21 protein-coding genes and 1 tRNA gene are annotated in these 22,976 nt (G+C 62.3%); 10 read left to right on the top strand and 12 right to left on the bottom strand.

From position 1 onward, the window contains the following. Positions 1-22: 22 nt before the first annotated feature. Positions 23-2,275, bottom strand: a complete 2,253-nt coding sequence (gene parC, locus X739_RS142555) for a DNA topoisomerase IV subunit A (RefSeq protein WP_023773298.1) — start codon at positions 2,273-2,275, stop codon at positions 23-25. Between the two features lie 331 nt (positions 2,276-2,606). On the opposite strand from parC, the gene X739_RS142560 reads away from it, so the two are divergent. After that, positions 2,607-3,797, top strand: coding sequence for a hypothetical protein (locus X739_RS142560; protein WP_023795590.1), 1,191 nt, complete (start codon positions 2,607-2,609; stop codon positions 3,795-3,797). 236 nt (positions 3,798-4,033) lie between these two features. Here the strand turns inward: X739_RS142560 and aspS are convergent, their stop codons facing one another. Beyond that, positions 4,034-5,821, bottom strand: a complete 1,788-nt coding sequence (gene aspS, locus X739_RS142565) for an aspartate--tRNA ligase (protein WP_023795589.1) — start codon at positions 5,819-5,821, stop codon at positions 4,034-4,036. A 222-nt stretch (positions 5,822-6,043) separates the two neighbouring features. On the opposite strand from aspS, the gene X739_RS142570 reads away from it, so the two are divergent. Beyond that, positions 6,044-6,418: an avidin/streptavidin family protein gene (locus X739_RS142570; protein ID WP_023773301.1), complete on the top strand. Its 375-nt coding sequence runs from the start codon at positions 6,044-6,046 to the stop codon at positions 6,416-6,418. A gap of 12 nt (positions 6,419-6,430) precedes the next feature. Here X739_RS142570 and X739_RS1000000169500 read toward each other — a convergent pair whose 3' ends face one another. Beyond that, positions 6,431-6,583: a hypothetical protein gene (locus X739_RS1000000169500; RefSeq protein WP_156939941.1), complete on the bottom strand. Its 153-nt coding sequence runs from the start codon at positions 6,581-6,583 to the stop codon at positions 6,431-6,433. Between X739_RS1000000169500 and X739_RS142575 the strand changes: the two genes are divergently transcribed. After that, positions 6,582-7,826: an MFS transporter gene (locus tag X739_RS142575; RefSeq protein WP_023773302.1), complete on the top strand. Its 1,245-nt coding sequence runs from the start codon at positions 6,582-6,584 to the stop codon at positions 7,824-7,826. The two genes, X739_RS1000000169500 and X739_RS142575, sit on opposite strands and share 2 nt — an antisense overlap. 75 nt (positions 7,827-7,901) lie before the next feature. After that, positions 7,902-9,053 carry a ribonuclease D gene (gene rnd / locus X739_RS142580; protein WP_015318283.1) on the top strand — a complete coding sequence of 384 codons (1,152 nt, stop codon included), beginning with the start codon at positions 7,902-7,904 and terminating at the stop codon, positions 9,051-9,053. Positions 9,054-9,101: 48 nt separating this feature from the next. On the opposite strand, the gene X739_RS142585 is transcribed toward rnd, so the two are convergent. The 5 genes from X739_RS142585 to X739_RS1000000168400 form a co-directional block, all read right to left on the bottom strand. Continuing rightward, complete coding sequence (locus X739_RS142585; protein ID WP_023795588.1) at positions 9,102-9,521, bottom strand: MAPEG family protein; 420 nt, start codon at positions 9,519-9,521, stop codon at positions 9,102-9,104. 25 nt (positions 9,522-9,546) lie between these two features. Beyond that, positions 9,547-10,089, bottom strand: coding sequence for a hypothetical protein (locus X739_RS142590; RefSeq protein WP_023773303.1), 543 nt, complete (start codon positions 10,087-10,089; stop codon positions 9,547-9,549). 31 nt (positions 10,090-10,120) lie between these two features. Further along, positions 10,121-11,623: an IMP dehydrogenase gene (guaB, locus tag X739_RS142595; protein ID WP_015318286.1), complete on the bottom strand. Its 1,503-nt coding sequence runs from the start codon at positions 11,621-11,623 to the stop codon at positions 10,121-10,123. Between the two features lie 135 nt (positions 11,624-11,758). Next, on the bottom strand, positions 11,759-12,214 hold the full coding sequence (locus tag X739_RS142600; RefSeq protein WP_023795587.1) for a PIN domain-containing protein: 456 nt from the start codon (positions 12,212-12,214) through the stop codon (positions 11,759-11,761). Continuing rightward, positions 12,211-12,456, bottom strand: coding sequence for a type II toxin-antitoxin system prevent-host-death family antitoxin (locus tag X739_RS1000000168400; protein WP_084056445.1), 246 nt, complete (start codon positions 12,454-12,456; stop codon positions 12,211-12,213). Before X739_RS1000000168400 ends, X739_RS142600 begins: the two co-directional genes overlap by 4 nt. A gap of 240 nt (positions 12,457-12,696) precedes the next feature. Here X739_RS1000000168400 and X739_RS142610 point away from each other — a divergent pair, with 240 nt between their 5' ends. After that, complete coding sequence (locus X739_RS142610; RefSeq protein ID WP_023795585.1) at positions 12,697-14,118, top strand: MFS transporter; 1,422 nt, start codon at positions 12,697-12,699, stop codon at positions 14,116-14,118. Positions 14,119-14,239: 121 nt separating this feature from the next. Here X739_RS142610 and X739_RS142615 read toward each other — a convergent pair whose 3' ends face one another. Both X739_RS142615 and X739_RS142620 read right to left on the bottom strand, forming a co-directional pair. Continuing rightward, complete coding sequence (locus X739_RS142615) at positions 14,240-15,037, bottom strand: RlmE family RNA methyltransferase (RefSeq protein ID WP_023795584.1); 798 nt, start codon at positions 15,035-15,037, stop codon at positions 14,240-14,242. A gap of 25 nt (positions 15,038-15,062) precedes the next feature. Further along, on the bottom strand, positions 15,063-16,418 hold the full coding sequence (locus tag X739_RS142620) for a Ppx/GppA phosphatase family protein (RefSeq protein ID WP_023795583.1): 1,356 nt from the start codon (positions 16,416-16,418) through the stop codon (positions 15,063-15,065). A 352-nt stretch (positions 16,419-16,770) separates the two neighbouring features. On the opposite strand from X739_RS142620, the gene X739_RS142625 reads away from it, so the two are divergent. From X739_RS142625 to X739_RS142640, 4 genes are all read left to right on the top strand, one after another. Further along, positions 16,771-17,703: a lysylphosphatidylglycerol synthase domain-containing protein gene (locus tag X739_RS142625; protein ID WP_023773309.1), complete on the top strand. Its 933-nt coding sequence runs from the start codon at positions 16,771-16,773 to the stop codon at positions 17,701-17,703. 176 nt (positions 17,704-17,879) lie between these two features. After that, positions 17,880-17,953 (top strand) — tRNA-Gln (locus tag X739_RS142630). 121 nt (positions 17,954-18,074) lie between these two features. Beyond that, entirely contained in the window at positions 18,075-18,719 is a 645-nt protein-coding gene (locus X739_RS142635) for a hypothetical protein (RefSeq protein WP_023795582.1), read from the top strand. A gap of 122 nt (positions 18,720-18,841) precedes the next feature. Next, a complete protein-coding gene (locus X739_RS142640) occupies positions 18,842-20,527 on the top strand; it encodes a hypothetical protein (RefSeq protein ID WP_023795581.1) in 1,686 nt (561 codons plus the stop codon). A gap of 30 nt (positions 20,528-20,557) precedes the next feature. Here X739_RS142640 and X739_RS142645 read toward each other — a convergent pair whose 3' ends face one another. Both X739_RS142645 and X739_RS142650 read right to left on the bottom strand, forming a co-directional pair. Continuing rightward, positions 20,558-20,959, bottom strand: coding sequence for a hypothetical protein (locus X739_RS142645; protein WP_023773334.1), 402 nt, complete (start codon positions 20,957-20,959; stop codon positions 20,558-20,560). 72 nt (positions 20,960-21,031) lie between these two features. Then, the gene (locus tag X739_RS142650; protein WP_023773335.1) at positions 21,032-21,718 is read right to left on the bottom strand and encodes a D-lyxose/D-mannose family sugar isomerase; all 687 of its coding nucleotides are present in this window, start codon (positions 21,716-21,718) and stop codon (positions 21,032-21,034) included. Positions 21,719-21,917: 199 nt separating this feature from the next. On the opposite strand from X739_RS142650, the gene X739_RS142655 reads away from it, so the two are divergent. Beyond that, the gene (locus tag X739_RS142655; protein WP_023773336.1) at positions 21,918-22,976 is read left to right on the top strand and encodes a D-TA family PLP-dependent enzyme; all 1,059 of its coding nucleotides are present in this window, start codon (positions 21,918-21,920) and stop codon (positions 22,974-22,976) included.

The raw sequence follows: 22,976 nt of genomic DNA, 5'->3' as shown, positions 1-22,976 counted from the left end.
CCACGAGGGGGATCGGCAGCTTCTACCCGAACTTCCCGGTCCTGGGGAATCCCTTGGGCACCATCCGTCCCGCCGACGCCCGGGCGCCGATCCATTCGGCCAATTCCTCGCGCGACCGGGTGAAGGTACGGTCGGCCGAATCCTGCCAGGAGAGACCTGTCTCAAGTGTAAAAGGCTTGAGATCGAGCAGGCCGCCGTCCTTGTATTTCTGCAGCCGCACGCCCTTGCCGCGACCCATCTCCGGAATTTCCGAGAGCGCGAACACCAGCATCTTGCGGTTCTCGCCGACGATGGCCAGGTGATTGCCGGTGACCGGCACGCAGCGCTTGGCCTCGTCCGGCGCCTTGACGTTCATCACCTGCTTGCCCTTGCGGGTGTTGGCGACCACCTCTTCCTCCGGAACGATGAAGCCGTTGGCGTCGAAAGAGGCGAGCAGCAGCTTGCGCTTGGGATCGTGAACGAAGGCGGTGACGATGTCCTGGTCATTGTCCATGTCGACGATGATGCGGATCGGCTCGCCATGGCCGCGGCCGCCCGGCAGCCGATCGGCGCCGATCGTGTAAAACTTGCCGCCGGTGGTAAAGACCAGAACCTTGTCTGTCGTCTGAGCATGGAAGGCGAGCTTGAGGCTGTCGCCCTCCTTGAAGGTCAGCGTCGAAAAATCGGCCAGATGGCCCTTCATCGCCCGCAGCCAGCCTTTTTCCGAAACCACCACGGTGACCGGCTCGCGCTCGATCATGGCGTGCGCGATATCGGTCAGGTCGTGCTCGGGCGCGTCGGCGAACTGCGTGCGGCGCTTGCCAATCTCGGTCTCCGGACCGAACTTGTCGCGAACCTGAGTGACTTCCCACTTGATGGTCGACCATTGCTTGGCATCGGACGCCAGCAGTGCCTCGATCTGCTTCTTCTCGGCGGTCAGGCCGTCGAATTCCTTGCGGATCTCGAATTCTTCCAGCTTGCGCAAGGCGCGCAGCCGCATGTTGAGGATCGCTTCGGCCTGGGTGTCGGTGAGCGACCAGCGGGCCATCATGACCTGCTTGGGCTCATCCTCCTCGCGGATGATCCTGATCACCTCGTCGATGTTGAGATAGGCGATCAGGTAGCCGGCAAGGATTTCCAGCCGCCTCTCGATCTCGCCGAGGCGAAATTTCGAGCGACGGATGAGGACGTCGCGGCGGTGGTCCAGCCATTCCTGCAGCACGCCCTTCAGCGACAGCACGTTGGGCACCTTGCCTCGCGACAGCACGTTCATGTTGAGGGGGAAACGGCTTTCGAGCTCGGTCAGCTTGAACAGCGATTCCATCAGGATGCCTGGGTCGACCGATCGGCTCTTCGGCACCAGGACGACGCGGATGTCCTCGGCGCTTTCGTCCCTGATATCCTCGAGCAGCGGCAGCTTGCGGGCCATCAACAGCTCGGCGATCTTCTCGATCAGCCGCGCCTTCTGCACCCCATAGGGAATTTCGGTGACGACAATGCTCCAGGTGCCCCTGCCCTGGTCTTCCTGGTTCCATTTCGACCGCACGCGGAACCCGCCGCGGCCGGTCTCATAGGCTTCGAGGATCGAGGCACGGCTGTCGACGATGATGCCGCCGGTCGGAAAATCCGGGCCCTGGACGAAATCCATCAGCTTCGCCACCGGCGCATCGCGATGCTCGATCAGATGCAGCGCCGCGTCGCAGAGCTCGGCGGCATTGTGCGGCGGGATCGAGGTGGCCATGCCAACCGCGATGCCGGACGAGCCGTTGGCCAAGAGATTGGGGAAGGCACCGGGCAGCACGACCGGCTCCTCGTCTTCTTCATTGTAGGTCGGCCGATAGTCGACCGCGTCTTCGGTGATGCCGGCAAGCAGGTCGGTCGCCACGTCGGTCATGCGCGCTTCGGTGTAGCGCATGGCGGCGGCGTTATCGCCGTCGATGTTGCCGAAATTGCCCTGGCCGTCGACCAGGGGATATCGCATCGAAAAATCCTGCGCCAGCCGCACCAGCGCATCATAGATCGACTGGTCGCCATGCGGGTGGAACTTGCCCATCACCTCGCCGACGATACGAGCGCATTTGGCGAACCCCTGGTCCGGGTTGAGGCGCAGCAGGCGCATGGCGTGCATGATGCGGCGATGGACCGGCTTCAGTCCGTCGCGCACATCCGGGAGCGCCCGGTGCATGATGGTCGACAACGCATAGGCGAGATAGCGCTCTTCCAGCGCCTTCTTCAGGTCGACTGGTTCGATGTGATCGCCACCGCCATTGTCAGGCGGCAAAAGCCTTTTTCCCATGGGCTGGACCTAGCCGAGCGGGTGATTCGCGGCAAGAGGCGCGCACCGGACCAGTCGATTTGCGCGCAGTTCTGCAACAGAAAACCGCAAGGTCGAGCCTGCCGGCCAACATCAATCTGTTACATGCCGCATCTATTGCGAAGCACGCTGGCGGCCCGACCTTCATGCCAAATTCACTGCGTTCTCCAATAGCGTTCGGATCGGGTTTGCCTTTCAGCGCGATTTTCGACCATTGTGCCGGGACACGCCTTTTTCCCGTCCAGTTCGTCACGGAATGGTGATGGCGCAAAGAATTGAAAAATAATTTCAGGACACTCTCAGGGACCTTGCGATGACAATCAACCGCTCAACTCTCCGGAAATTCGCACTTTCGACCTTCTTGCTCACGCTGCCGCTGAATGCGGCCCTTGCCCAGGACGCGGCGGTCGCGGACCGGCTGAAGGCAGCACTCTCCGCACAGGGCGTCGACATCTCCTGGACCGGCGTGACCGGCGACAACACCAGCATGGTGCTGCAGGGCGTGTCGGTGAAACCGGCCGCGGAAAAGGAAGCGCTGACGATCGGCGACGTCAAGCTCGAGAACATCACCGAGGCCAATGGCGGCTATGATATCGGCACCGTGTCGACCTCGGCCTTCGAACACAGCAAGGACGGCGTCACCCTCGATCTCAGCCCCTTCGTTATCCACGACATGACGGTGCCGGCCGACGGCTCCACCAGCCCGCTTGGCTCGCTGATGATGTACAAATCCGCTGAACTCTCGAACATGACGGTCAAGGTCGCCGACAAGACCGCCTTTTCGATGGATGGGCTCGCCATCCAGATCACGCCGCCCGCCGACGGCAAGGCGATGGAATTCACCGCCAACACGGAGAAGTTCACGGCCGATCTGTCGCTGGTCGAGGATCCCAAATCCAAGGAGGTCATCAACGCGCTCGGCTACCAGAACATCTCGGGCAATCTTGAAATGGCCGGCACCTGGCAGCCGTCGGACGGCAAGATGGAACTGTCGAAATACGACATCTCCGTCGAGAATGCCGGCACGCTCGGCATGACCTTCGACCTCGGCGGCTACACGATCGACTTCATCAAGTCGCTGCAGGAAATGCAGAAGAAGATGGCCGCACAGCCGGAAGGCGCCGACAATTCGGCGCAAGGCATGGCCATGCTCGGCCTGTTGCAGCAGCTTTCGTTCAACAGCGCATCGATCCGCTTCGACGACGATTCGCTGACCGGCAAGGTGCTGGACTATGTCGGCAAGCAGCAGGGCATGTCAGCCAAGGACATCGCCAATCAGGCCAAGGCAATCGTGCCGTTCGGCATGTCGCAGCTCAACAATCCCGAGCTGACGGCTCAGGTTACGGCGGCTGTCAGCAAATATCTCGACGATCCGAAGAGCCTCGAAATCTCGGCCGAGCCGCCGGCATCGGTGCCGTTCGCACTGATCATGGCGGGTGCCATGTCCAATCCGCTCGACCTGCCGAAGACGCTCGGCGTCAGCGTCAAGGCGAACGAGGACTGATCGAAGACAACTCCCTTCTCCCCGTCCCTATACGGGGAGAAGGTGCCGGCAGGCGGATGAGGGGCAGCGCTGACGCCTGCAAGTTTGAAATTGAATGCCGAACCGCCTGCCTGTCAGAAGGCGTCAGTTGTCGCGGCTGGTCGCCAAACGCCTGCATCCGCGCTGCCGCTCATTGTCCTGCCGGACATTTCTCCCCGTAGAGTGACGGGGAGAAAAGGGCAGTTGCGACGCTGCAATCAGTCCTTCTTGGCCGGCGCGACACGCAGCGCCAGTTCGCGAAGCTGCTGCGGCGAGGCTTCCGACGGCGCGTTCATCAGCAGGTCGTAAGCCTGCTGGTTCATGGGGAACATGGTGATTTCGCGCAGGTTCTTGGCGCCGACCAGCAGCATGACGACGCGGTCGACGCCGGCGGCCATGCCGCCATGCGGCGGCGCGCCATACTGGAAGGCACGGTAGAGGCCGCCAAAGCGTTCCTCGACCGTGGAACGGTCGAGCCCAACCGTCTCGAACGCCTTGACCATGGTTTCGGGCAAATGGTTGCGGATACCGCCACTGGCGATCTCGAAACCGTTGCACACCATGTCGTACTGGAAGGCCTTGATGCCGAGCAGATCCTCGCCGTTCAGCGCATCGATGCCACCCTGCGGCATCGAGAACGGGTTGTGGGCGAAGTCGATCTTCTTCTCCTCCTCGTTCCATTCGAAGAACGGGAAGTCGACGATCCAGCACAGTTCGAAGCGTTCGCGGTCGACGAGGTTCAGTTCCTCGCCGGCACGGGTGCGCGCCGCGCCGGCGAACGAAACGAACTTCTTGGGATCACCGGCGACGAAAAAAGCGGCGTCGCCGTCGGCAAGGCCGAGCTGCAGGCGGATCGCCTCGGTGCGCTCCTCGCCGATGTTCTTGGCGAGCGGGCCGGCGCCTTCGAGCTTGTCGCCTTCCTTGCGCCAGAAGATGTAGCCCAGCCCCGGCTGGCCCTCGCCTTGCGCCCAGCTATTCATGCGGTCGCAAAAGGCGCGGCTGCCGCCGGTCTTTGCCGGAATGCCCCAGACCTCGGCCTTCGGATCGTTGGCCAGGATGTTGGCGAACACCTTGAAGCCGGAATCGCGAAAATGGTCGGAGACGGCCTGCATCTCGATCGGATTGCGCAAGTCCGGCTTGTCGGAGCCGTATTTGCGCATGGCGACATCATAGGGGATACGCTGGAATTTCTGCGTCACCGGCTTGCCGTTGGCGAAGGTCTCGAAGACGCCGCGCATCACCGGTTCCATGGTCGACAGCACGTCGTCCTGCTCGACGAAACTCATTTCGAGGTCGAGCTGGTAGAACTCGCCGGGCAGGCGGTCGGCGCGCGGGTCCTCGTCACGGAAGCAGGGCGCGATCTGGAAATAGCGGTCGAAGCCAGACACCATGATCAGCTGCTTGTATTGCTGCGGCGCCTGCGGCAGCGCGTAGAAGGTGCCGGGATGGATGCGCGACGGCACCAGGAAGTCGCGCGCGCCTTCCGGCGACGAGGCGGTCAGGATCGGCGTCGAGAATTCGGTGAAGCCGACCTCGCCCATGCGCTTACGCATCTCGGCGATGATTTTCGTGCGCGCCACGATGTTCTTGTGCAGTGTCTCGCGGCGCAGATCCAGGAAGCGGTATTTCAGCCTGATGTCCTCGGGATAATCGGGCTCGCCGAACACCGGCAGCGGCAATTCCTTGGCCGCCGACAACACTTCGATCTCACGAGCGAAGATTTCGATCTCACCGGTCGGCAGGTTGGCGTTGACCGTCTCGGGCAAGCGCGCCTTGACCTCGCCATCGACGCGGATCACCCACTCACCGCGCAAGGTCTCGGCGACCTTGAAGGCAGGCGAATCGGGATCGGCAACGATCTGGGTCAGGCCGTAATGGTCGCGAAGGTCGATGAACAGTAGGCCGCCATGGTCGCGTACGCGATGCACCCAACCCGACAGGCGAACGGAGTTGCCGACGTCGCTCTTTCGCAACTGGGCACAGGTATGGCTGCGGTAACGGTGCATGGTCATGGATAAAAGTCCGAGGTGCTGGATGGTAGGCCGAAGCATTGCGGCCCGGCCTCAAAATTTGCGCGAAAAGCGCATGGGAGGCATGGTTTGTCAAGGCAAAGGGACGGAGGGGCTATCTCTCAGCTTGGAACCTCGGCTTCAATTTATGGCCGGTCATATGGCGGAACGGTGAACCGCCTGTCGCGTTAGCGCATGATGGACTGAGAGGAGGCAAACATGTTTTCCTGGAAGGGCACTTGGCGCAATCAATACGGTTCGGTTGTAATTATCGACGACGATAGTGAGGGTTTGATCCGCGGTGTCTTCAAGACAGCGTTGCCCGACAGCAGCTTTTCCGGAATGGAAGTGCCTCTTCACGGGGCCGCTCATGGAGATGTGATCGGCTTTACTTCCGCAGCGTCAGGAAAGACAGGGCCGGCGGCTGTGAGCTATACCGGCATTTTTCGAGACGGCAAGATCGAGATGTTGTGGCACACGGTGGCTGGACTGGCTCTTTCAGCCGAGGCCGAGGGTGAGCCCGCAAAGCTGACCACGGTTGGAACATGGCGCGCCTTCGGGACCAGCCTAGACACTTTTGAGCGCGTCGATTGATACGCTGATCGATTAACCGGCGCTGGCGGTCGCCATCGACGTCTGTTTCATCCGCCGAGCTGATTCGAGCCGAGGCATCGCTGCCTTTTCATTGGCAAATGCCGCTGGCATCGACGGAGACGATGGTCCAAAAAGGATCAACGATGAGCGGCTGTATTTCTTCATGTCCTCCATCCGTCCCCTGATCCCGCTTCTTCTCGCCGCAGGCATCCTCCTCGGCGGCAATGGGCTGCAGAGCACGCTGATCGCACTGCGTGGCGCGCAGGAAGGGTTTTCGGCTTCCGACATCGGCCTGATGGGCACCTTCTATTTCGCCGGGTTCCTGCTCGGCTGCCTGGCCATCACCCGCATCATGAAGGCGGTCGGCCATATCAGGGCGTTTTCGGCGCTGGCGGCGATCGCCTCCGTCGGCACCTTGCTGCTCGTGCTGGTTCTCGATCCGGTGATGTGGTGCGCGGTGCGCTTTGCCGGCGGCTTCTGTTTCGCCGGATTGTTCACCATCGTCGAAAGCTGGCTGAATTCCGGCGTCACCAACCACGACCGCGCCCGCGTGCTGGCGATCTACCGGATGGTCGATACCGGATCGGTGACATCAGCCCAGTTCCTGATTCCCGTCTTCGGCGCCGGTGGCTTCACCATCTTCGCCATCATGTCGATCATGATCACGCTGTCGTTGGTGCCGGTTTCGCTCGGCGACCGCTCCAACCCGACGCCGCCGGAAGAGGTCAAGCTCGATCTGGCCCGCGTCTGGCGGATTTCGCCGCTGGGCTGCTTTGGCTGCATCGCCGTGGGCGTCACCAACAGTGCCTTTCGCACCTTGTCGCCGGTCTATGCGGAGCAGATCGGCATGTCGGTCGGCGACGTCGTCACCTTCGTCAGCGTCGGCATTTTCGGCGGAGCCATCATCCAGTATCCGCTTGGTTACCTTTCCGACCGCTGGGATCGGCGCCGGGTGCTGTTGATGACGACCTGCTGCGCGATGCTTTCGGCACTGGCGCTGGTGTTCATCGCCGGCAGCAACCCGCTGCTCAACTTCATCATCATCTTTATCTTCGGTTGTTTCGCCATGCCGCTGTATTCGCTGTCGGCGGCACATTCCAACGACCGCGCGGATGCCGGCGAGTTCGTGCTGATCAACGCCGCCCTGATGCTGTTCTATTCCTTCGGCGCTATTGGGGGCCCTTTCGCGGCGTCGACCGCGATGCAGTATTTCGGGCCAAGCGCGCTGTTCGTCTTCAGCGCCGTGGTCTACGCGATCTTCATTGCCGTCATCCTCTACCGCATGCAGGCACGCTCAGGAGTACCGGCAGGCAAGCGCAGCCGCTTCACGGCGCTGTTGCGCACGTCGACCATTTTCGCGCGGCTGGCGAGGAGAAATAGTGATCAAGACAGTCCGGAAGGGCCGTGACGGGGGCACCACAGCTTGACGAAAGCCTTCCCGGCTGAAATCTAGGAAGACCCTACTCCTGCCAAAAGCGATTTGATGCACGTCATCACCACCCAGAAAGAACTCGAGACCGTTCTCGCCGCTTTCGAAAAGTCGGATTTCGTCACCGTCGACACCGAATTCATCCGCGAAACGACCTTCTGGCCAATCCTGTGCCTGATCCAGATGGCCGCGCCCGGCGTGACCGCGCTGATCGATCCGCTGTCGCCTGATATCGACTTGGCTCCCTTCTTCAGGCTGATGGCCAACGAGGCGGTGGTCAAAGTCTTCCATGCGGCGCGACAGGACATCGAAATCATCGTCCATCTCGGCGACCTCGTTCCGCACCCGGTGTTCGATACCCAGGTGGCGGCGATGGTCTGCGGCTTCGGCGACAGCGTTTCCTACGATCAGCTGGTACAGCGCATCACCGGAGCGCGGCTCGACAAGTCGTCGCGCTTCACTGACTGGCGCCATCGGCCGCTGTCCGACAAGCAGCTTGATTACGCGCTGGCCGACGTCACCCATCTGATCGAGGTCTATCAGCACCTCAACGCCGAGCTGGCGCGGGAAAACCGCGCCCACTGGCTGAATGAGGAGATGGATGTCCTGACCTCGCGCGAGACCTACGATCCGCACCCCGAGGATGCCTGGAAGCGGCTGAAGATGCGGCTTCGCAAGCCCCAGGAGCTGGCGATCGTGCAGGCCGTGGCGGCATGGCGCGAACGCGAGGCGCGCGAGCGCGACGTGCCGCGCGGCCGTGTGCTCAAGGACGACGCAATCTACGAGATCGCACAACAAGGACCGCGCGATGCGCCAGCCCTTGCCAAGTTGCGCACCACGCCAAAAGGCTGGGAACGCTCCTCGACGGCGACGGCATTGCTCGGCGCGGTCAACACCGCGCTCGCCCTGCCCAAGGAGCAGATGCCGAAACTGCCGAAAAACTTCCAGCCGCCCGAGGGCTCGAATGCGGCCGCGGAACTGTTGAAGGTGCTGCTCAGAATCGTCGCCGAAAAACAGGGCGTCGCCTCGAAGGTGCTGGCCTCCAGCGATGACATCGATCGCATCGCGGCCGAGGGCGAGGATGCCGATGTGCCTGCGCTGCAAGGATGGCGGCGCGCCGTGTTCGGCGAACACGCGCTGAAGCTGGTACGCGGCGAGATCGGCATCAAGTTCGACAATCGCAAGATCGCGGTGTTCGATCTATAGGCGCCGGCCTTTCCCTCTTCCCTTTTGGAGAAGGTGATTAGGCGCACCTCATACGATCGCGAGCAAGTGCAGGGCCAGCCAGATCCAACCGACCGCTAGCACCACCGCGCCCAGCACGAAGGAGCGGTTGCGCACCAGCAGCTTGTTGCTGGTCAGGTGAAACCAGGCGTGAAAATAGCGCGACGCGACAAAAATCCACATCAGTGCGAGGGTGATGTAATTGACGCCGTTGGTCATGTGCAGTGTCAGGCACAGTACGTAGAAAAGCACCGGCAGTTCGAATTGATTGATCAGATTGTTCGCCACGGTGACGGTAGAGGCCGGCTCGGTCGAGCGAACCTTGTACTGGCCGACCTTGGCTTCACCCGACTTGACAGCAAAATAGCGGCGCCGGCCCATGACGATATAGACGATGTAGATCAGCAGCACGTGAGCCAGCACAGGCCAGAAGATCGTGGTCTGGTTCATGAAGTCGCCCCTGCCCTGCTCCGCTTCAATTCCGACGTCTTTGGCCTGCCAGCCAGAAAGCGGCAATGACGATGACCGGGACGGCGAGAAGCGCGAATTTGGTGACGATCAGCGCCGAAGCAAAGGACAGCGAGTCCGGATTGGCGTAGAGGAAATCGGACAGAAGGCGCGCCACGGCGATGTTCTGTGCGTAGTCGGCGAGCATATAGGGCAGCACCAGGACCAGCGCGAAGATCGCCTGCATCTGCGCCGGCAGCACGCGGAAATTCTTCAGGCGCCGGCCAGTTGCCAGGATCAGGCTGACCAGCGTCAGCGACAACAGTGCCGGAAACAGAAGATCGAAGGTCAGGTAGTGCCAGACCAGGATGATCTCGCTGCCGCGCCGGCCAAGCGCCGTCAGCCAGGCCATGCCTTCGTCGGGCGTAAATCCGAAATAACGCATGTCGAGCGAAGCCAGGCCCCCGCTCAGTCGACGGAAATAGAAGAACTCCATCCCCGTCATGGCGACAAAAACCGCCGCCGAGAGGAAGCAGAGCGCCCCGACATGGCGCGACAGGCGCAGCACCATGGCGGTCAAGTTCCCCCAAAGCCCGGAAGAATCAGGCTCCGCCGGGATAGTTGGGGCTTTCGCGGGTAATCGTGACGTCATGGGCGTGGCTTTCACGAAGTCCGGCGTTGGATATGCGCACAAAGGTGGCGCGGTCGCGGAAATCGGCAAGGTCGCGGCCACCAACATAACCCATAGCGGCTTTCAGCCCGCCCGCAAGCTGGTGCAGCACGCCAGACACAGGTCCTTTATAGGGAACCTGCCCTTCAATGCCTTCCGGCACCAGTTTCAGCGTGTCGCGCACCTCGGCCTGGAAGTAGCGATCGGCGGAGCCCCGCGCCATGGCGCCGACCGAGCCCATGCCGCGATAGGCCTTGAAGGAGCGGCCCTGGTGCAAATAGACCTCGCCCGGGCTTTCGTCGGTTCCGGCAAGCAGCGAGCCGATCATGGCGGCGCTGGCGCCGGCGGCGAGTGCCTTGGCGAGATCGCCGGAATATTTGATGCCGCCGTCGGCGATCACCGAGGCGCCTGATTTGTGTGCTGTCTCGACCGCCGACATGATGGCCGAAAGCTGGGGAACGCCGACCCCGGCCACAATGCGGGTGGTGCAGATGGAGCCCGGGCCAATGCCGACCTTGACGGCGTCGGCGCCGGCGTCGATCAGCGCCCGCGTGCCTTCCGCGGTGGCGACGTTGCCGGCCAGGATGCGCACGGAATTGGAAAGCTTCTTCGCCCGCGTCACCGCGTCCAGCACGCGCTGCGAGTGGCCATGCGCTGTGTCGATCACCAAAAGGTCGACGCCGGCCTCGATAAGACGCTCGGCGCGCTCGAAGCCGTCATCACCGACGCTGGTGGCGGCCGCGGCGCGCAGGCGCCCCTGCGCATCCTTGGTGGCGTGCGGGTTGAGCTGCGATTTCTCGATGTCCTTGACGGTGATCAGCCCGACGCAATTGCCCGTTTTGTCGACCACCACCAGCTTCTCGATGCGGTGCTGGTGCAGAAGCCGCTTGGCCTCGTCCTGGTCGACGTTCTCCTTGACCGTGATCAAGTTCTCACGGGTCATCAATTCGTAGACCTTTTGCGCCGGATCGGAAGCGAAGCGCACATCGCGGTTGGTCAGGATGCCGACCAGCCGGCCGGTCTTGTGGCCCCCGGCGCCGCCATTCTCGACCACCGGAATGCCCGAGATCGAATAGGTGCGCATCAGCGACAATGCGTCGGCTAGCGTGGCGTCGGGCCCGATCGTGACCGGGTTGACCACCATGCCGGATTCGAATTTCTTGACCTGCCGCACCTGCTCGGCCTGTTCGGCGGGCGAGAAATTGCGATGGATGACGCCGATGCCGCCGGCCTGCGCCATGGCGATGGCAAGCCTTGCCTCGGTGACCGTGTCCATCGCCGCCGACAGAATCGGCACGTTGAGGTCGATGTCGCCGGCGATGCGGGTGCGGATATCGGTCTGGCCGGGCATCACCTCGGAATGACCGGGCTGCAAAAGCACGTCGTCAAAGGTCAGCGCCAGTGCGCCGGTGGACGTTTCGATGATTTTTGCCATGGCCAGCCCTTTGAATGCGAAAAAGCGCTGGACCGGAATGGACAGCGCCGACTCGTTATTCCCTTTCAGGATTGGCGGTGGCTGGTAACACGTCGCGGGGCGGATGAAAAGCCGATCGTTGCGGCGTTCCGCGTTCTAGTCGCCAGACTTCCCCGCCAGAGCATCAAGCAATGGGTGACGCGGCGCTGCGAAGGGACTGACGACAGTGACCGCGCCCCATGTGAAGCCGTCTTGCAGATCTTCCGAGACCAGCAGCCGACAGCCAGCTTGCGAGGCCGTGGAGAGAACGACCGAGTCCCAAATGCTGAGTCGATGGTCGGTAGCCAGATCAGCGGCCATCATCATCACATCTTGCGTTGTCGCGGCAACGGAAAATGCGTCGCTCCAGCTCAGAAGGGCATCCCGTGCCTCCAGGGGCGGTCTTCCTGCTTTGCGGACCAAAACTTTGAAGAGTTCACCAAGAACCTGAACAGGAATAACCGCGTCATCTTGCCGGAGATCGCGCAGCAATTCGAGAACGATGTCGCGCTTCTCCGCACCGTTTACCCCTTCCGCGTAAGCAAGGATATTCGTGTCGAGCGCGATCTTCAATGCTCGTCCTCATAAAGCTCATCGCGCGTCCACTGCCCGGCATCCACAACCGGCTGGCGCTCAAGCCGCGACAACAACGCCGCGCGCGATCGGGCAGCCACCCCCTCCTGATGATCTGCGGGCACGATCCGGGCGACCGGACGCCCGTGACTGGTCACCACGTAGCTTTGTCCTTCGCGGACGCCGCGCAGTAGGAGAGAAAACCTGCGATTGGCATCGGTCGCCGAAACACCTTTTTCCAATGACAATGTCCTATAGTAGTTATATTCACTACAATAATGATGTGTGTCGCTCCATGCAAGGTGTCCCTTGCCTGGCAGGGATCTCTGCCAGCATGGGACATGCCAAAGCGAAAGGCCGCATCCTTGCGGTCGCACAAAAGTGACAGCAATTTAACACGACATCACCCTCTGGCCGTGATAACCGCCCTGCGTGCCGGCTTGCCCAGCCGACGACACAGAGAATAAGTCCGGACGCGTCTTGTGAACCGCACCATCCCGCTCATATTGGCGGTCGCTCTCTTCATGGAAAACATGGATTCGACCGTCATCGCGACATCGCTGCCGGCGATCGCCATCGACATCCACACCAGCCCGATCGCGCTCAAACTGGCGCTGACGGCCTATCTGGTGTCGCTGGCGATCTTCATTCCAATCAGCGGCCGGACGGCCGACCGCTTCGGCGCCAAGACTATCTTTCGTGCCGCGATTGCAGTCTTCATTGCCGGTTCGGTGGCGTGCGCGCTCTCCGGTTCGCTGCCCGCCTTCGTGGTTGCGCGTTTCCTGCAAGGCATTGGCGGCGCCATGATGACCCCGGTCGGGCGCCTGGTTCTGGTACGCGCCACGCCCAAGAGCGAACTGGTCGCCGCCATGTCGTGGCTGACCGTTCCCGCACTGGTCGGCCCGCTGGTGGGTCCGCCGATTGGCGGCTTCATCACCACCTTCTTCACCTGGCACTGGATCTTCCTGATCAACGTCCCGATCGGCCTGATCGGCATTTGGCTTGCCACCCGCTTCCTGCCGGAAACCGAGGCAACCGAGACGCCGCCGCTCGATTTCGTCGGCTTCGTGCTGAGCGGGCTGGCCGCTTCCGGCGTCGTCTTTGGCCTGTCGGTGGTTAGCCTGCCTTATCTGCCGCCGGCGACCGGCTTCATCACGATCGCCGTGGGACTGCTGTCGGGCGCGCTCTACCTCGTGCATGCGCGCCGCGCCAAAAATCCGCTGCTGGCGCTCGAACTGTTCCGCAACCAGGTGTTCCGCTCGTCGGTGCTTGGCGGCTCGCTGTTTCGCATCGGCATCGGCGCCGTGCCGTTCCTTTTGCCGCTGATGTTCCAGATCGGTTTCGGGCTGACACCGTTCCAGTCCGGCATGATCACCTTCGTCTCGGCGATCGGCGCCATCGGCATGAAATTCGTCACCGCGCTGATCTTCCGCGTTGTCGGCTTTCGCCGCGTGCTGATCGTCGGCTCGCTGGTCGCTGCCGCATCGATCGCCATCTACGGCCTCTTCACCCCCGAAACACCTTACGCGCTGATGCTGGCCATATTGCTGGTCGGCGGCTTCATCCGCTCGATGTTCTTCACCGGCGTCAACGCGCTCTCCTATGCCGAGGTGTCAGCCGAGGATACCAGCAAGGCAACGCCGATCACGGCGGTGTTCCAGCAGCTCTCGATCGCGCTCGGCGTGGCGCTCGCCGGCGGCATTCTCGAAGTCTCGACCTCGATCCATGGCGGCCCGCTGACGCTGGGCGACTTCCACACCGCCTTCTTCATCGTGGCAGCGGTGTCGGCGGCGGCGTCGCTGTCGTTCATGCGGATGGCGCCCGACGCCGGCAACGCCGTATCCGGCCATGGCCGGCTGACGACGCCGAAGACGCTGGAACCGGTCAGATCGCCGGGAGAGTAAAGCAAAGTCGCCGCAGAGCGATCAGCCGTCGGTGTCCCCCGGCCCTGCGCTATGGCTCCGGGCGCTCCAGTCCTTCGGAACGTCCACTGGACGTTCCGATCCGCCTGGCGGGGGCTGGCCTTCAGCCGTCGGCGTCTCCCGGCCCTTCGCTATGGCTTCGGGCGCTCGAGTCCTTCGGAACGTCCACCGGACGTTCCGATCCGCCTGGCGGCGGACCGGACTCTCGCCCCTTAAAATCCTTGGCCAATAGATAGAGCTCCACCGATTCATCGCGTGAGGCCGGCGGCTTGACGTGATGGACGGAGCGGAAATTCTTCTTGAGCATCGAGAGCAACTCATTTTCGGCGCCGCCCTGGAAGGTTTTGGCGAGGAAATGGCCGCCCGGCTTGAGGACCGAGAGCGCGAAATAGGCCGCCACCTCGCACAGATGCATGGTGCGGATATGGTCGGTTCGCTTGTGGCCGGTGGTCGGCGCCGCCATGTCGGACAACACGACATCCGGGTCCCCGCCCAGCGCCTCGGCCAGCTTTCGCGGCGCGTCGGCGTCCAGGAAATCCATCAGCAGCACCGGCGCACCGGGCACGGCGTCCATTTCGAGATAGTCGATGCCGATGACATGCGGGTTTTCGGCCGTCGATTTCGTGCGCGCGGCCGCGACCTGGCACCAGCCGCCGGGGGCGGCACCCAGATCGATTACCTTCATGCCGGGCTTCAAGAGGTGGTGCTTGTCGTCGATCTCGATCAACTTGTAGGCCGCGCGCGAGCGATAGCCGTCGGCCTTGGAGCGCTGGACATAGGGATCGTTGATGTGGCGCTGCAGCCAGCGGCGCGACGATTCCTTCAGGCCGCTTTTCTTCTTGATCCGCGTTTTCAGCACGCGAATGCTGGCGGACCCTGGCTTTTCCGGTTTCTTCGTCATTACCTGATTTCTTGTTCGAGCATGATCATGATGCCCTAGCACGCCCGTCATTGCGCCAGACGCCGTCATCGGCCATCAGCTCACTCAATATTCCTTCGCGCAAGCCCCGGTCCGCGACGCGCAGCCGTTCCGACGGCCAGACGGCGCGGATTGCTTCCAGGATGGCACAACCGGCCAGCACGAGATCGGCGCGGTCGGCGCCGATGCAGGGGTTGGCGCAACGCTGCTGGAAGTCCCAGCCGACCAGTTTCTCCACCATACGGTCGACGCTGTCGCGGTCCATCCACAGGCCGTCGACGCGCCGGCGGTCGTAGCGTTCGAGGTCGAGATGGACGCCGGCCAGCGTCGTCACCGTACCCGAAGTGCCCAGCAGATGGAAATTCGGGCTGGCCTTGAGATGGCTCAACCGATCCCGGCCATCGAAAGCGGCCAGCCTGCCGGCAACGTCGTCGACCATGGCGGTGAATATCTCGCGCGTCACGGTGCGGCCGCCAAAGCGTTCCGCCAACGAGACGACGCCGACCGGCAGCGAGGTCCACGAGACGATGTGATTGGCCAGCCGCGGCGAACGGCGGCCAGTGAGATCGATCAGCGCGATCTCGGAAGACCCGCCACCAATGTCGAAAAGGACGACGCCCTGCGTGTTGCGCTCGACCAGCGAACCGCAGCCGGAGACCGCAAGGCGGGCTTCGGTCTGGCGGTCGATGATCTCGAGCTTCAGGCCGGCTTCGCGTTCGACGCGATCGAGGAACTCCACGCCGTTTTCGGCTGTTCGGCAGGCTTCGGTGGCGATCAGCCTTGCCTTGCTGATCTTGCGGCCGCGCAATTTATCGCCGCAGACCTTCAGCGCCTCGACCGCGCGGTCCATCGCCGGCTGGCCGAGCCGGCCATTGGCGGTGAGCCCCTCGCCCAGCCTGACGATGCGCGAGAAGGCATCGATGACGCGGAACTGGCCATGACGCGTGGGAACGGCGACCAGCAGCCGGCAATTGTTGGTGCCGAGGTCCAGCGCGGCGAAGATGGGAAGCTCGTGCACCGGCGGCCGGCTGTTGCCTTGCTCGGGCATTGCAACGGCGGGCGAGATTGTGGCGGCGGCAACAGGCTTCAAATCCACCGCCGCGACAGCGGCCTTGCCTTGTACCGGCGATAGATTGGCCCCTGGGCGCGCCTCGTCGCGTGCAAAAACCTTGCGTCCACGCCTTCGCTTGCGTCGTTTCTTGGGCTTGCCCTTCTGGGTTGCGTCGCCAGCCTGCCCATTGACGGAGCGAGGCTCCGTTGCGCGGCGTTGCTGCCAACCGGCTGTCCCCGGGCCTGATGGCCCAAGGGAAGCGCTGGACGCGCCCACCTCCGGCGCGCCTGCGCCGGTGTCGCGGTCTTCCACTGTCGTTCCTTCCGGCGCCGCGCGAACCGGTGACGGACGCAGCAGGCGCTTTGGCATGTTTCAAGTTGCCGCCAGACTAACAGTGCCGTGCTCGATCACCAAGAGCCGCATGCTGAATTTTGCCGCCGGGTGCGCGGGCCTGTTTTTGCACTGGCGTAATGTACCGGCAAGGCTGGGCTGGTAGCGCAACACCGTGGCGGCGCGCGGCAAACAAGGATGGCGTCAGGCGCGACAAGTGTTCGCGGTTGAATAGCCGGCTTCAATGAGGCATTTCTGAAATGAACGGGGAAACCGGGGAAGGACGGCCTCTCGACGGAAAGGAAGCGGATACGCAACGCATGGCGGTCGGGCAATGAACTGGAAACGCTATTTCTGGCCGGTCGTCGGCATCGGCGCGGTGATCTTCTCGCTGCTGCTGCTCTGGCATGAATTGCGCGGCATCTCGCTCGACGACGTTTGGGACGGGATGGCGGCTATTCCAACTCGTGGCTGGATCCTGGCAGGCTTGAGCTCGCTCGTCGCCTATGCCGCGCTCGCCGGCTACGATCACATCGCGCTGCTGCATATTGGCAAAAAAGTGTCGTGGCTGTTCGTGACGCTCTGCTCCTTCACCACCTACGCGCTGTCGCACAATATCGGCGGCTCGGTGTTCTCCGGCGCCGTCATTCGCTACCGTGCCTACGGCACAAGGGGGCTGACCGGCCAGGAAGTCGGCGTGCTGGTGGCGATCTGCTGGATAACCTTCGTGCTGTCGACGTTACTCGCCTCCGGCCTTGTGCTGGTGTTCGAGCCGCAGATCATCGATCGCTTTTCCGGCATCGCCCATCACGGCCTGTCGGAGGCGGCAGGCATTGCGATGCTGGTCCTCATCGCAGCCTATGTATTCGGCAGTTGGCTGCACCTGCGCCCGCTGAGGATCGCCGGCTTTCAGTTGCACTATCCCGCGCTGCCGATCGTCGCCAGGCAGTTGCTGATCGGCCCGATCGAACTGCTCGCGGCCGCGGCGATCATCTTTTTCACCCTGCCCGAGGTGCATAATCCCGGCTATTTCGTCGTGCTGGGCGTCTTCTTGGTCTCCTTCTCAGTCGCCCAGATCTCGCACGCGCCAGGCGGACTCGGCGTGTTTGAGGTGGTGTTCCTCGCCGGGCTTTCCGACATGGACCCGGTCGGCGTGGTGGCGGCGCTGCTGGTGTTCCGGCTGTTTTATCTCATCGTCCCGCTGTTTATGGGCCTGGGCATCGTGCTGTTTTTCGAACGCTCGCAGTTCAGCCGCAAGGAGAGCTGAGGCTCGGAGGTTCGCACGCCGCCGGAAAAGCTGGCGTTCGGAACCGGTGATAAAACCTGGCAATTGAACCGCAAAGCAGACTTGACTATTTTCCACTGGCGGCTACAAGGCAGCGCTCAAGCGGCTCAGCCGTTCGGCCCGCGCGATTTTCGCTTTTGTGGCGATAGCACGCCTGCTGGGGAATAGGTTAACGGTAGACCCACGGACTCTGACTCCGTTAGTCCTGGTTCGAATCCAGGTTCCCCAGCCAAGCATTTTTCAATGAAATTGGTCACTTAGCGAAAATCGGAACCGGAACGCTTTTCTGGTGCATAAATCCGGCACATCGCTGTCGCTACGCTTCGCGAACGAATCCTGCATAAGGCCGCCTGATGGTCACTGACAGCCAGTACATCCTCTCCAGCATCAAGCAGGGATGCGTGATGCTTGCCGATGGCGAGTTCTTTATCGAAAGATTGGTGAAGTATGTCGGCAATGGGAGGATCCGCTGGCATGTCGAATTCCGTGGACATCGCGTCGAGCTGACGACCGGCCAGATCAAGAAGCAGCCTACCTTCCGACGGAAGATTCTTGAACAGGCCGGCGTGCTGCCGCCCCAGCGTCCCGGGGCCGACTACAGACGATGGGCTATCGATTTGAGGAAGAACGCCATCGAGCTTCCCTGGCGGGAGAGACCGGTCGATGCCGGTTTCGCCGTAGACAGGCTTGTCGGCCATGGAGGCGACCGCTGGACGGTTGAATACCAGGGCAAGGCAATCAAGTTCACGACGACCAAACTGCGCAGGCAAACCAGCTTCCGCAAGAGGATGCTGCTCAAGGCCAAAGTGCTGCCGCCCCAGATGGATCCGGCTGCCTATCGGAAGTGGGTGGACTGGCTGATTCAAAACGCCACCGAGGCCGCACCACAGGCTGGCGATGCCGTGATGACCGAGAAAAGTTGGCTTGAGGACCTGCCGGAGTTAGGCGGCTGGCAAGGCGAAGTGGCACCCGAAGAGACCGACCAGGACGGCGCATAGCCGCTTTTCACATCCATCCCAAAACCATGGTGTTTGCCATGGCTACGAATTTCGGAACACATTGAGGGCGAAGAATCTGGCCAGGGCTTGGCTCGCGGCGAACCCGACTTGAATGAGGCCCCATGGATCGCTTCAATCTCGGCGGCTACCGCCGCCCGATCTCCACCCGCTCTACCGAGACCCAGCGCTGGTTCGATCTCGGTCTGAACTGGTGCTACGGCTTCAACCATGAGGAAGGCATCAAGTGCTTTGAGAAGGCGCTGGAGACCGATCCGGACTGCCCGATGGTTCATTGGGGCATCGCCTATGCAGCCGGGCCTTTCTACAATCTGACATGGAAGGAGCATGGCGAGGCCGAGGCAAACAGCGCGACGAAGCGTTGCTTCGAGCATGTCCAGCTCGCGCGCGCCAGTGCGGCCGCAGCCAGCGAGATCGAAAGACAATTGATCGGGGCGTTGGCTTGCCGCTTCCGGAAACCGCATAGGGTGGCGCCGCCGGAGTTCGAGCAATGGGACAACGCCTATGCCGACGCGATGCGGCGGGTCCATCAGAATTTTGCCGACGATCATGATGTGATGGCGCTTCTCGTCGAGGCGCTGATGATGCGCACGGTACGGCGCCTGTGGGACCTCAAGACAGGTAAACCGGCGCCGAATTCCGACGTCGTCGAGGCGCTGGAGGTTTGCGAGCGGTCAATCCGGCTCGCAGACGAATCCGGCATCGCCCAGCATCCGGCGATCGTCCACCTGCACATTCATCTGCTAGAAATGTCCACCGTCCCGGAACGCGGTATGCGCTCGGCCGATCAGCTCGGCGAGATGTGCCCCGATGCCGGGCACATGAACCACATGCCGGGGCATATCTATGTGCTGTGCGGCGACTATGAGAAGGCGAAGCTCGCCAGCGAAAAGGCGGTTCGGGCCAACGACCGCTATCTCGCCTACGCCGATGAGCCGACCTATTATCTGCTCGGCTGCTGCCACGACCTGCACCTGATGATGTTCACCTGCATGTTGTCGGGCCAGTACCAGCCGGCGCTGTGGGCCGCCGACAAGGTGCGCAGCCGGGTGACGCGTGACGTGGTCGCCATCCAGGATCGGCCCAAACTCACCCAGACCGTGGAAGGCTATCATGCGATGAAATCGCACGTGCTGGTGCGCTTCGGTCGCTGGCGGGAAATCATCAAGGAGCCGGCAACAGAAGAGCCCGGCCTCTATGTGCTGACGGCGGCCATGCAGCACTACGCCAAGGGCGTGGCGCATGCGACGCTGAGGCAATTCACCGACGCCGAGCGCGAGCGTGAACGCTTCCACCAGCATCTCGAAGGCATTCCAGCCGAGCGGCGTTTTCTTAGCAACCCGGCCCGCGCCTCGCTCGCCGTCGGTGCCGCCTTGCTCGACGGCGAGCTTGCCTATCATCAAGGCCGGCACGAGCAGGCCTACGGCCATCTCAGGCAGGCGGTCGAGCTGGATGACAATCTGTCCTACACCGAGCCGTGGGCGTGGATGCACCCGCCGCGTCATGCGCTGGCGGCGCTGCTTCTCGACCAGGGGCACGCGCAAGAGGCCGAACAGGTCTATCGCGACGATCTCGGCCTGAGCGGCAATGTGCAGCGCTGCGCCCAGCACCCGGACAATGTCTGGGCGCTGCACGGGCTGGTGGAATGTTTGAGGCGGCGCGGCGAGAGCCAAGAGCTGCCTGCACTGCAGGCAAAACTCGCCACGGCGCTGGCCAAGGCCGATGTGCCGATCAGCTCATCGTGCCTGTGCCGGACGGGCGTGCAATCGGCACTCAGCTGTTGTCATTGATGCCCGTCGCGCCCTTCTCGCGCAGTTCAATCATGGAATGCTGAAGGGTACCGATTCAGCAACACTTCCATCAATGGCCAAATCAACCCGATAGGTGCCCTCCGGCCATCCCGCCGTGGGTTTGCTGAGTTGTGAATCAGCCTGATTGTTGGCTCCTACGTCGAGGTCGACCTTGTCGATGGTATAGTTCTCCGGCGCGGCGCCGTGAGAATCAACCGAGACCCAGGAGAATGTGATTTTCGAGGTCGGCGCGATATCCACGAGGTCAGCCGAGACGTAGATCACCGGTGTCTCGACAGGGAAGTTGCTCTGAGGCATTCCCCCGTCCTTCGTCGCGGAAATGACGATATTGGTGAAGCCCGCCGCCTGGGCCGGCATACCGAAACCGAGCGCCGCCAAGGCGGCAATGGTTAGAACTAGAGCTGACTTCAAGACTTATTTCTCCTCGGACTTGGTTGCTGGCCCCGCAAGTCGGGGGCGATGTGGGGTTGAGAACGGACGCCCTCAGCCCAGCCATTTGTCATAGTCCGCCACCAATAGATGCAGCGGCGATGTGTCTTCCTCGATATCGGCGAAACGGCCGATCGGCTCGCGAAAGACGTTGTCCGTGCGATCGTCATTGACGGTCGACACCTCGCCGATCAGGACATCCTTGCCCTCGGCCCAGAAGGCGTGCCAAACGCCAGGCAAGAGCGTGACGCTTTGGCCCGGATCAAGCTTCAGCAGTCCGCCCGCCGGCAGCCTGTGGATGGTTCCGTCGACCGGCACCGATACCTCGGCCTTGGGGTCGATGCCGCCGTCGCGATCATGCATGAACAGTTCAAGCACCAGCTTGCCGCCGCCGCGGTTGATGATGTCCTCGGCCTTGATGTTGTGGCGGTGCATCGGCGACATCTGTTCCTTGCGCGAAATCATGATCTTTTCGGCATAGAGCATGCCCATGCCCTTCTTCATGTCCTCGTAGCGGCCGTTGCGAACGGTGAACAGAAACAGGCCGAGATCGTCGAACTTGCCCTGGCCGTAGTCGGTGATGTCCCAGCCGAGCCGTGAGGTGAAGATGGCCGAGGAATCGACCTGGCGCGTCTTCATCTCTTCCGGCGACCAGTAGGCGAAAGGCGGCATGATATAGCCGAACGAGCGGATAAAGGCGTCGGCTTCGCGGATGATGTCGTTGATGGCGGAGCGTTTCAAGATGATGACCCTCGTGTCGATTTTTCCGACAATCGCATAGCCGAACGCCGGTGCGGTGTCGATCCATCTTGCCGATTCGAGCCCTGCCTGTTCGAGCCTCGCGCGTGCCACCCATGGCCAACAGATCGCGGCCCGCTGGCCGCGTGACATCGCGTGCTTTGAGGCTCATAAACCCTTGCGAATTGCACAGGGATAGCCGATGCAGACCATCCATGACCTCGATACGCCTTCGATCCTTGTCGACGTCGCACGCGCCGAAGCCAACATTGCTCGTGCACAGGCTCATGCCGACAAGAACGGACTGAAGCTCAGGCCGCACATCAAGACGCACAAGCTGCCTTATTGGGCGAAGAAGCAAATGGCGGCAGGTGCCGTGGGCATCACGTGCCAAAAGATCGGCGAGGCCGAGGTAATGGCCGACGCCGGGCTGACCGATATCTTTCTCCCCTACAACATTCTGGGGCGCGCCAAGCTCGAGCGGCTGAAGGCGCTGCACGGCCGCGTGACCCTGTCGGTGACGGCCGACAGCATGGATACGCTGGAAGGGCTCGCGGCAGCTTTCACCGATGCCGGCCATCCTCTGCCCGTGTTGGTCGAATGCGACACCGGCATGGGTCGCTGCGGCGTGCAGACAGCCAATGAAGCAGTGGCGCTGGCAAGGCTGATCGACAAGGCAGGTGGCCTCACCTTCGGCGGACTGATGACCTATCCGGCCGCCGGCCGCGCGAGTGAAGCTGAAGCCTGGCTTGCCGACGCCAAGCAGGCGCTGGCAGCCTCGGGACTTGCCTGCGAGCGCATCTCCAGCGGCGGCACGCCTGATATGTGGCGCTCCGCCGATGCATCCGTCATCACGGAGTATCGCCCGGGAACCTACATCTATCTCGACCGCTACCAGGTCGCCAAAGGCGTCGGCACCTTGGACGATTGCGCGCTGACGGTGCTCGCAACCGTGGTCAGCCATCCGACAGCGACGCGCGCCATTCTCGATAGCGGCAGCAAGGCCCTGTCCAGCGATACGCTTGGGCTAAAGGATTTTGGAGAGTTGATGGGCGTCCCCGGAGCGCTGGTGACGGGCCTGAGCGAGGAGCACGGCACGGTCACGCTTTCCGGCGACGGCAGGCTCCGCATTGGCGAACGCGTGCGCGTGGTGCCGGACCACTGCTGCGTCGTCACCAACCTGTTCAACGAGGTCAATCTGATAGACGGTGAGAAGGTTCTCGAAACGCTGCCGGTAGCGGCACGCGGGCTGATGACATGA

It is taken from the genome of Mesorhizobium sp. LNHC209A00 (genome assembly GCF_000502915.1).
Classification (GTDB): Bacteria; Pseudomonadota; Alphaproteobacteria; order Rhizobiales; family Rhizobiaceae; genus Mesorhizobium.
Note: the sequence above shows the minus strand (reverse complement) of the source record. Positions and strands in the feature narration are given on the sequence as shown.

Bases quoted from the DNA above. Each gene is read 5' to 3' on its own strand.
- parC (WP_023773298.1), bottom strand. From the start codon at position 2,275: ATGGGAAAAAGGCTTTTGCCGCCTGACAATGGCGGTGGCGATCACATC.
- X739_RS142560 (WP_023795590.1), top strand. From the start codon at position 2,607: ATGACAATCAACCGCTCAACTCTCCGGAAATTCGCACTTTCGACCTTC.
- aspS (WP_023795589.1), bottom strand. From the start codon at position 5,821: ATGCACCGTTACCGCAGCCATACCTGTGCCCAGTTGCGAAAGAGCGAC.
- X739_RS142570 (WP_023773301.1), top strand. From the start codon at position 6,044: ATGTTTTCCTGGAAGGGCACTTGGCGCAATCAATACGGTTCGGTTGTA.
- X739_RS142575 (WP_023773302.1), top strand. From the start codon at position 6,582: ATGTCCTCCATCCGTCCCCTGATCCCGCTTCTTCTCGCCGCAGGCATC.
- X739_RS1000000169500 (WP_156939941.1), bottom strand. From the start codon at position 6,583: ATGAAGAAATACAGCCGCTCATCGTTGATCCTTTTTGGACCATCGTCT.
- rnd (WP_015318283.1), top strand. From the start codon at position 7,902: ATGCACGTCATCACCACCCAGAAAGAACTCGAGACCGTTCTCGCCGCT.
- X739_RS142585 (WP_023795588.1), bottom strand. From the start codon at position 9,521: ATGAACCAGACCACGATCTTCTGGCCTGTGCTGGCTCACGTGCTGCTG.
- X739_RS142590 (WP_023773303.1), bottom strand. From the start codon at position 10,089: ATGGTGCTGCGCCTGTCGCGCCATGTCGGGGCGCTCTGCTTCCTCTCG.
- guaB (WP_015318286.1), bottom strand. From the start codon at position 11,623: ATGGCAAAAATCATCGAAACGTCCACCGGCGCACTGGCGCTGACCTTT.
- X739_RS142615 (WP_023795584.1), bottom strand. From the start codon at position 15,037: ATGACGAAGAAACCGGAAAAGCCAGGGTCCGCCAGCATTCGCGTGCTG.
- X739_RS142625 (WP_023773309.1), top strand. From the start codon at position 16,771: ATGAACTGGAAACGCTATTTCTGGCCGGTCGTCGGCATCGGCGCGGTG.
- X739_RS142635 (WP_023795582.1), top strand. From the start codon at position 18,075: ATGGTCACTGACAGCCAGTACATCCTCTCCAGCATCAAGCAGGGATGC.
- X739_RS142640 (WP_023795581.1), top strand. From the start codon at position 18,842: ATGGATCGCTTCAATCTCGGCGGCTACCGCCGCCCGATCTCCACCCGC.
- X739_RS142655 (WP_023773336.1), top strand. From the start codon at position 21,918: ATGCAGACCATCCATGACCTCGATACGCCTTCGATCCTTGTCGACGTC.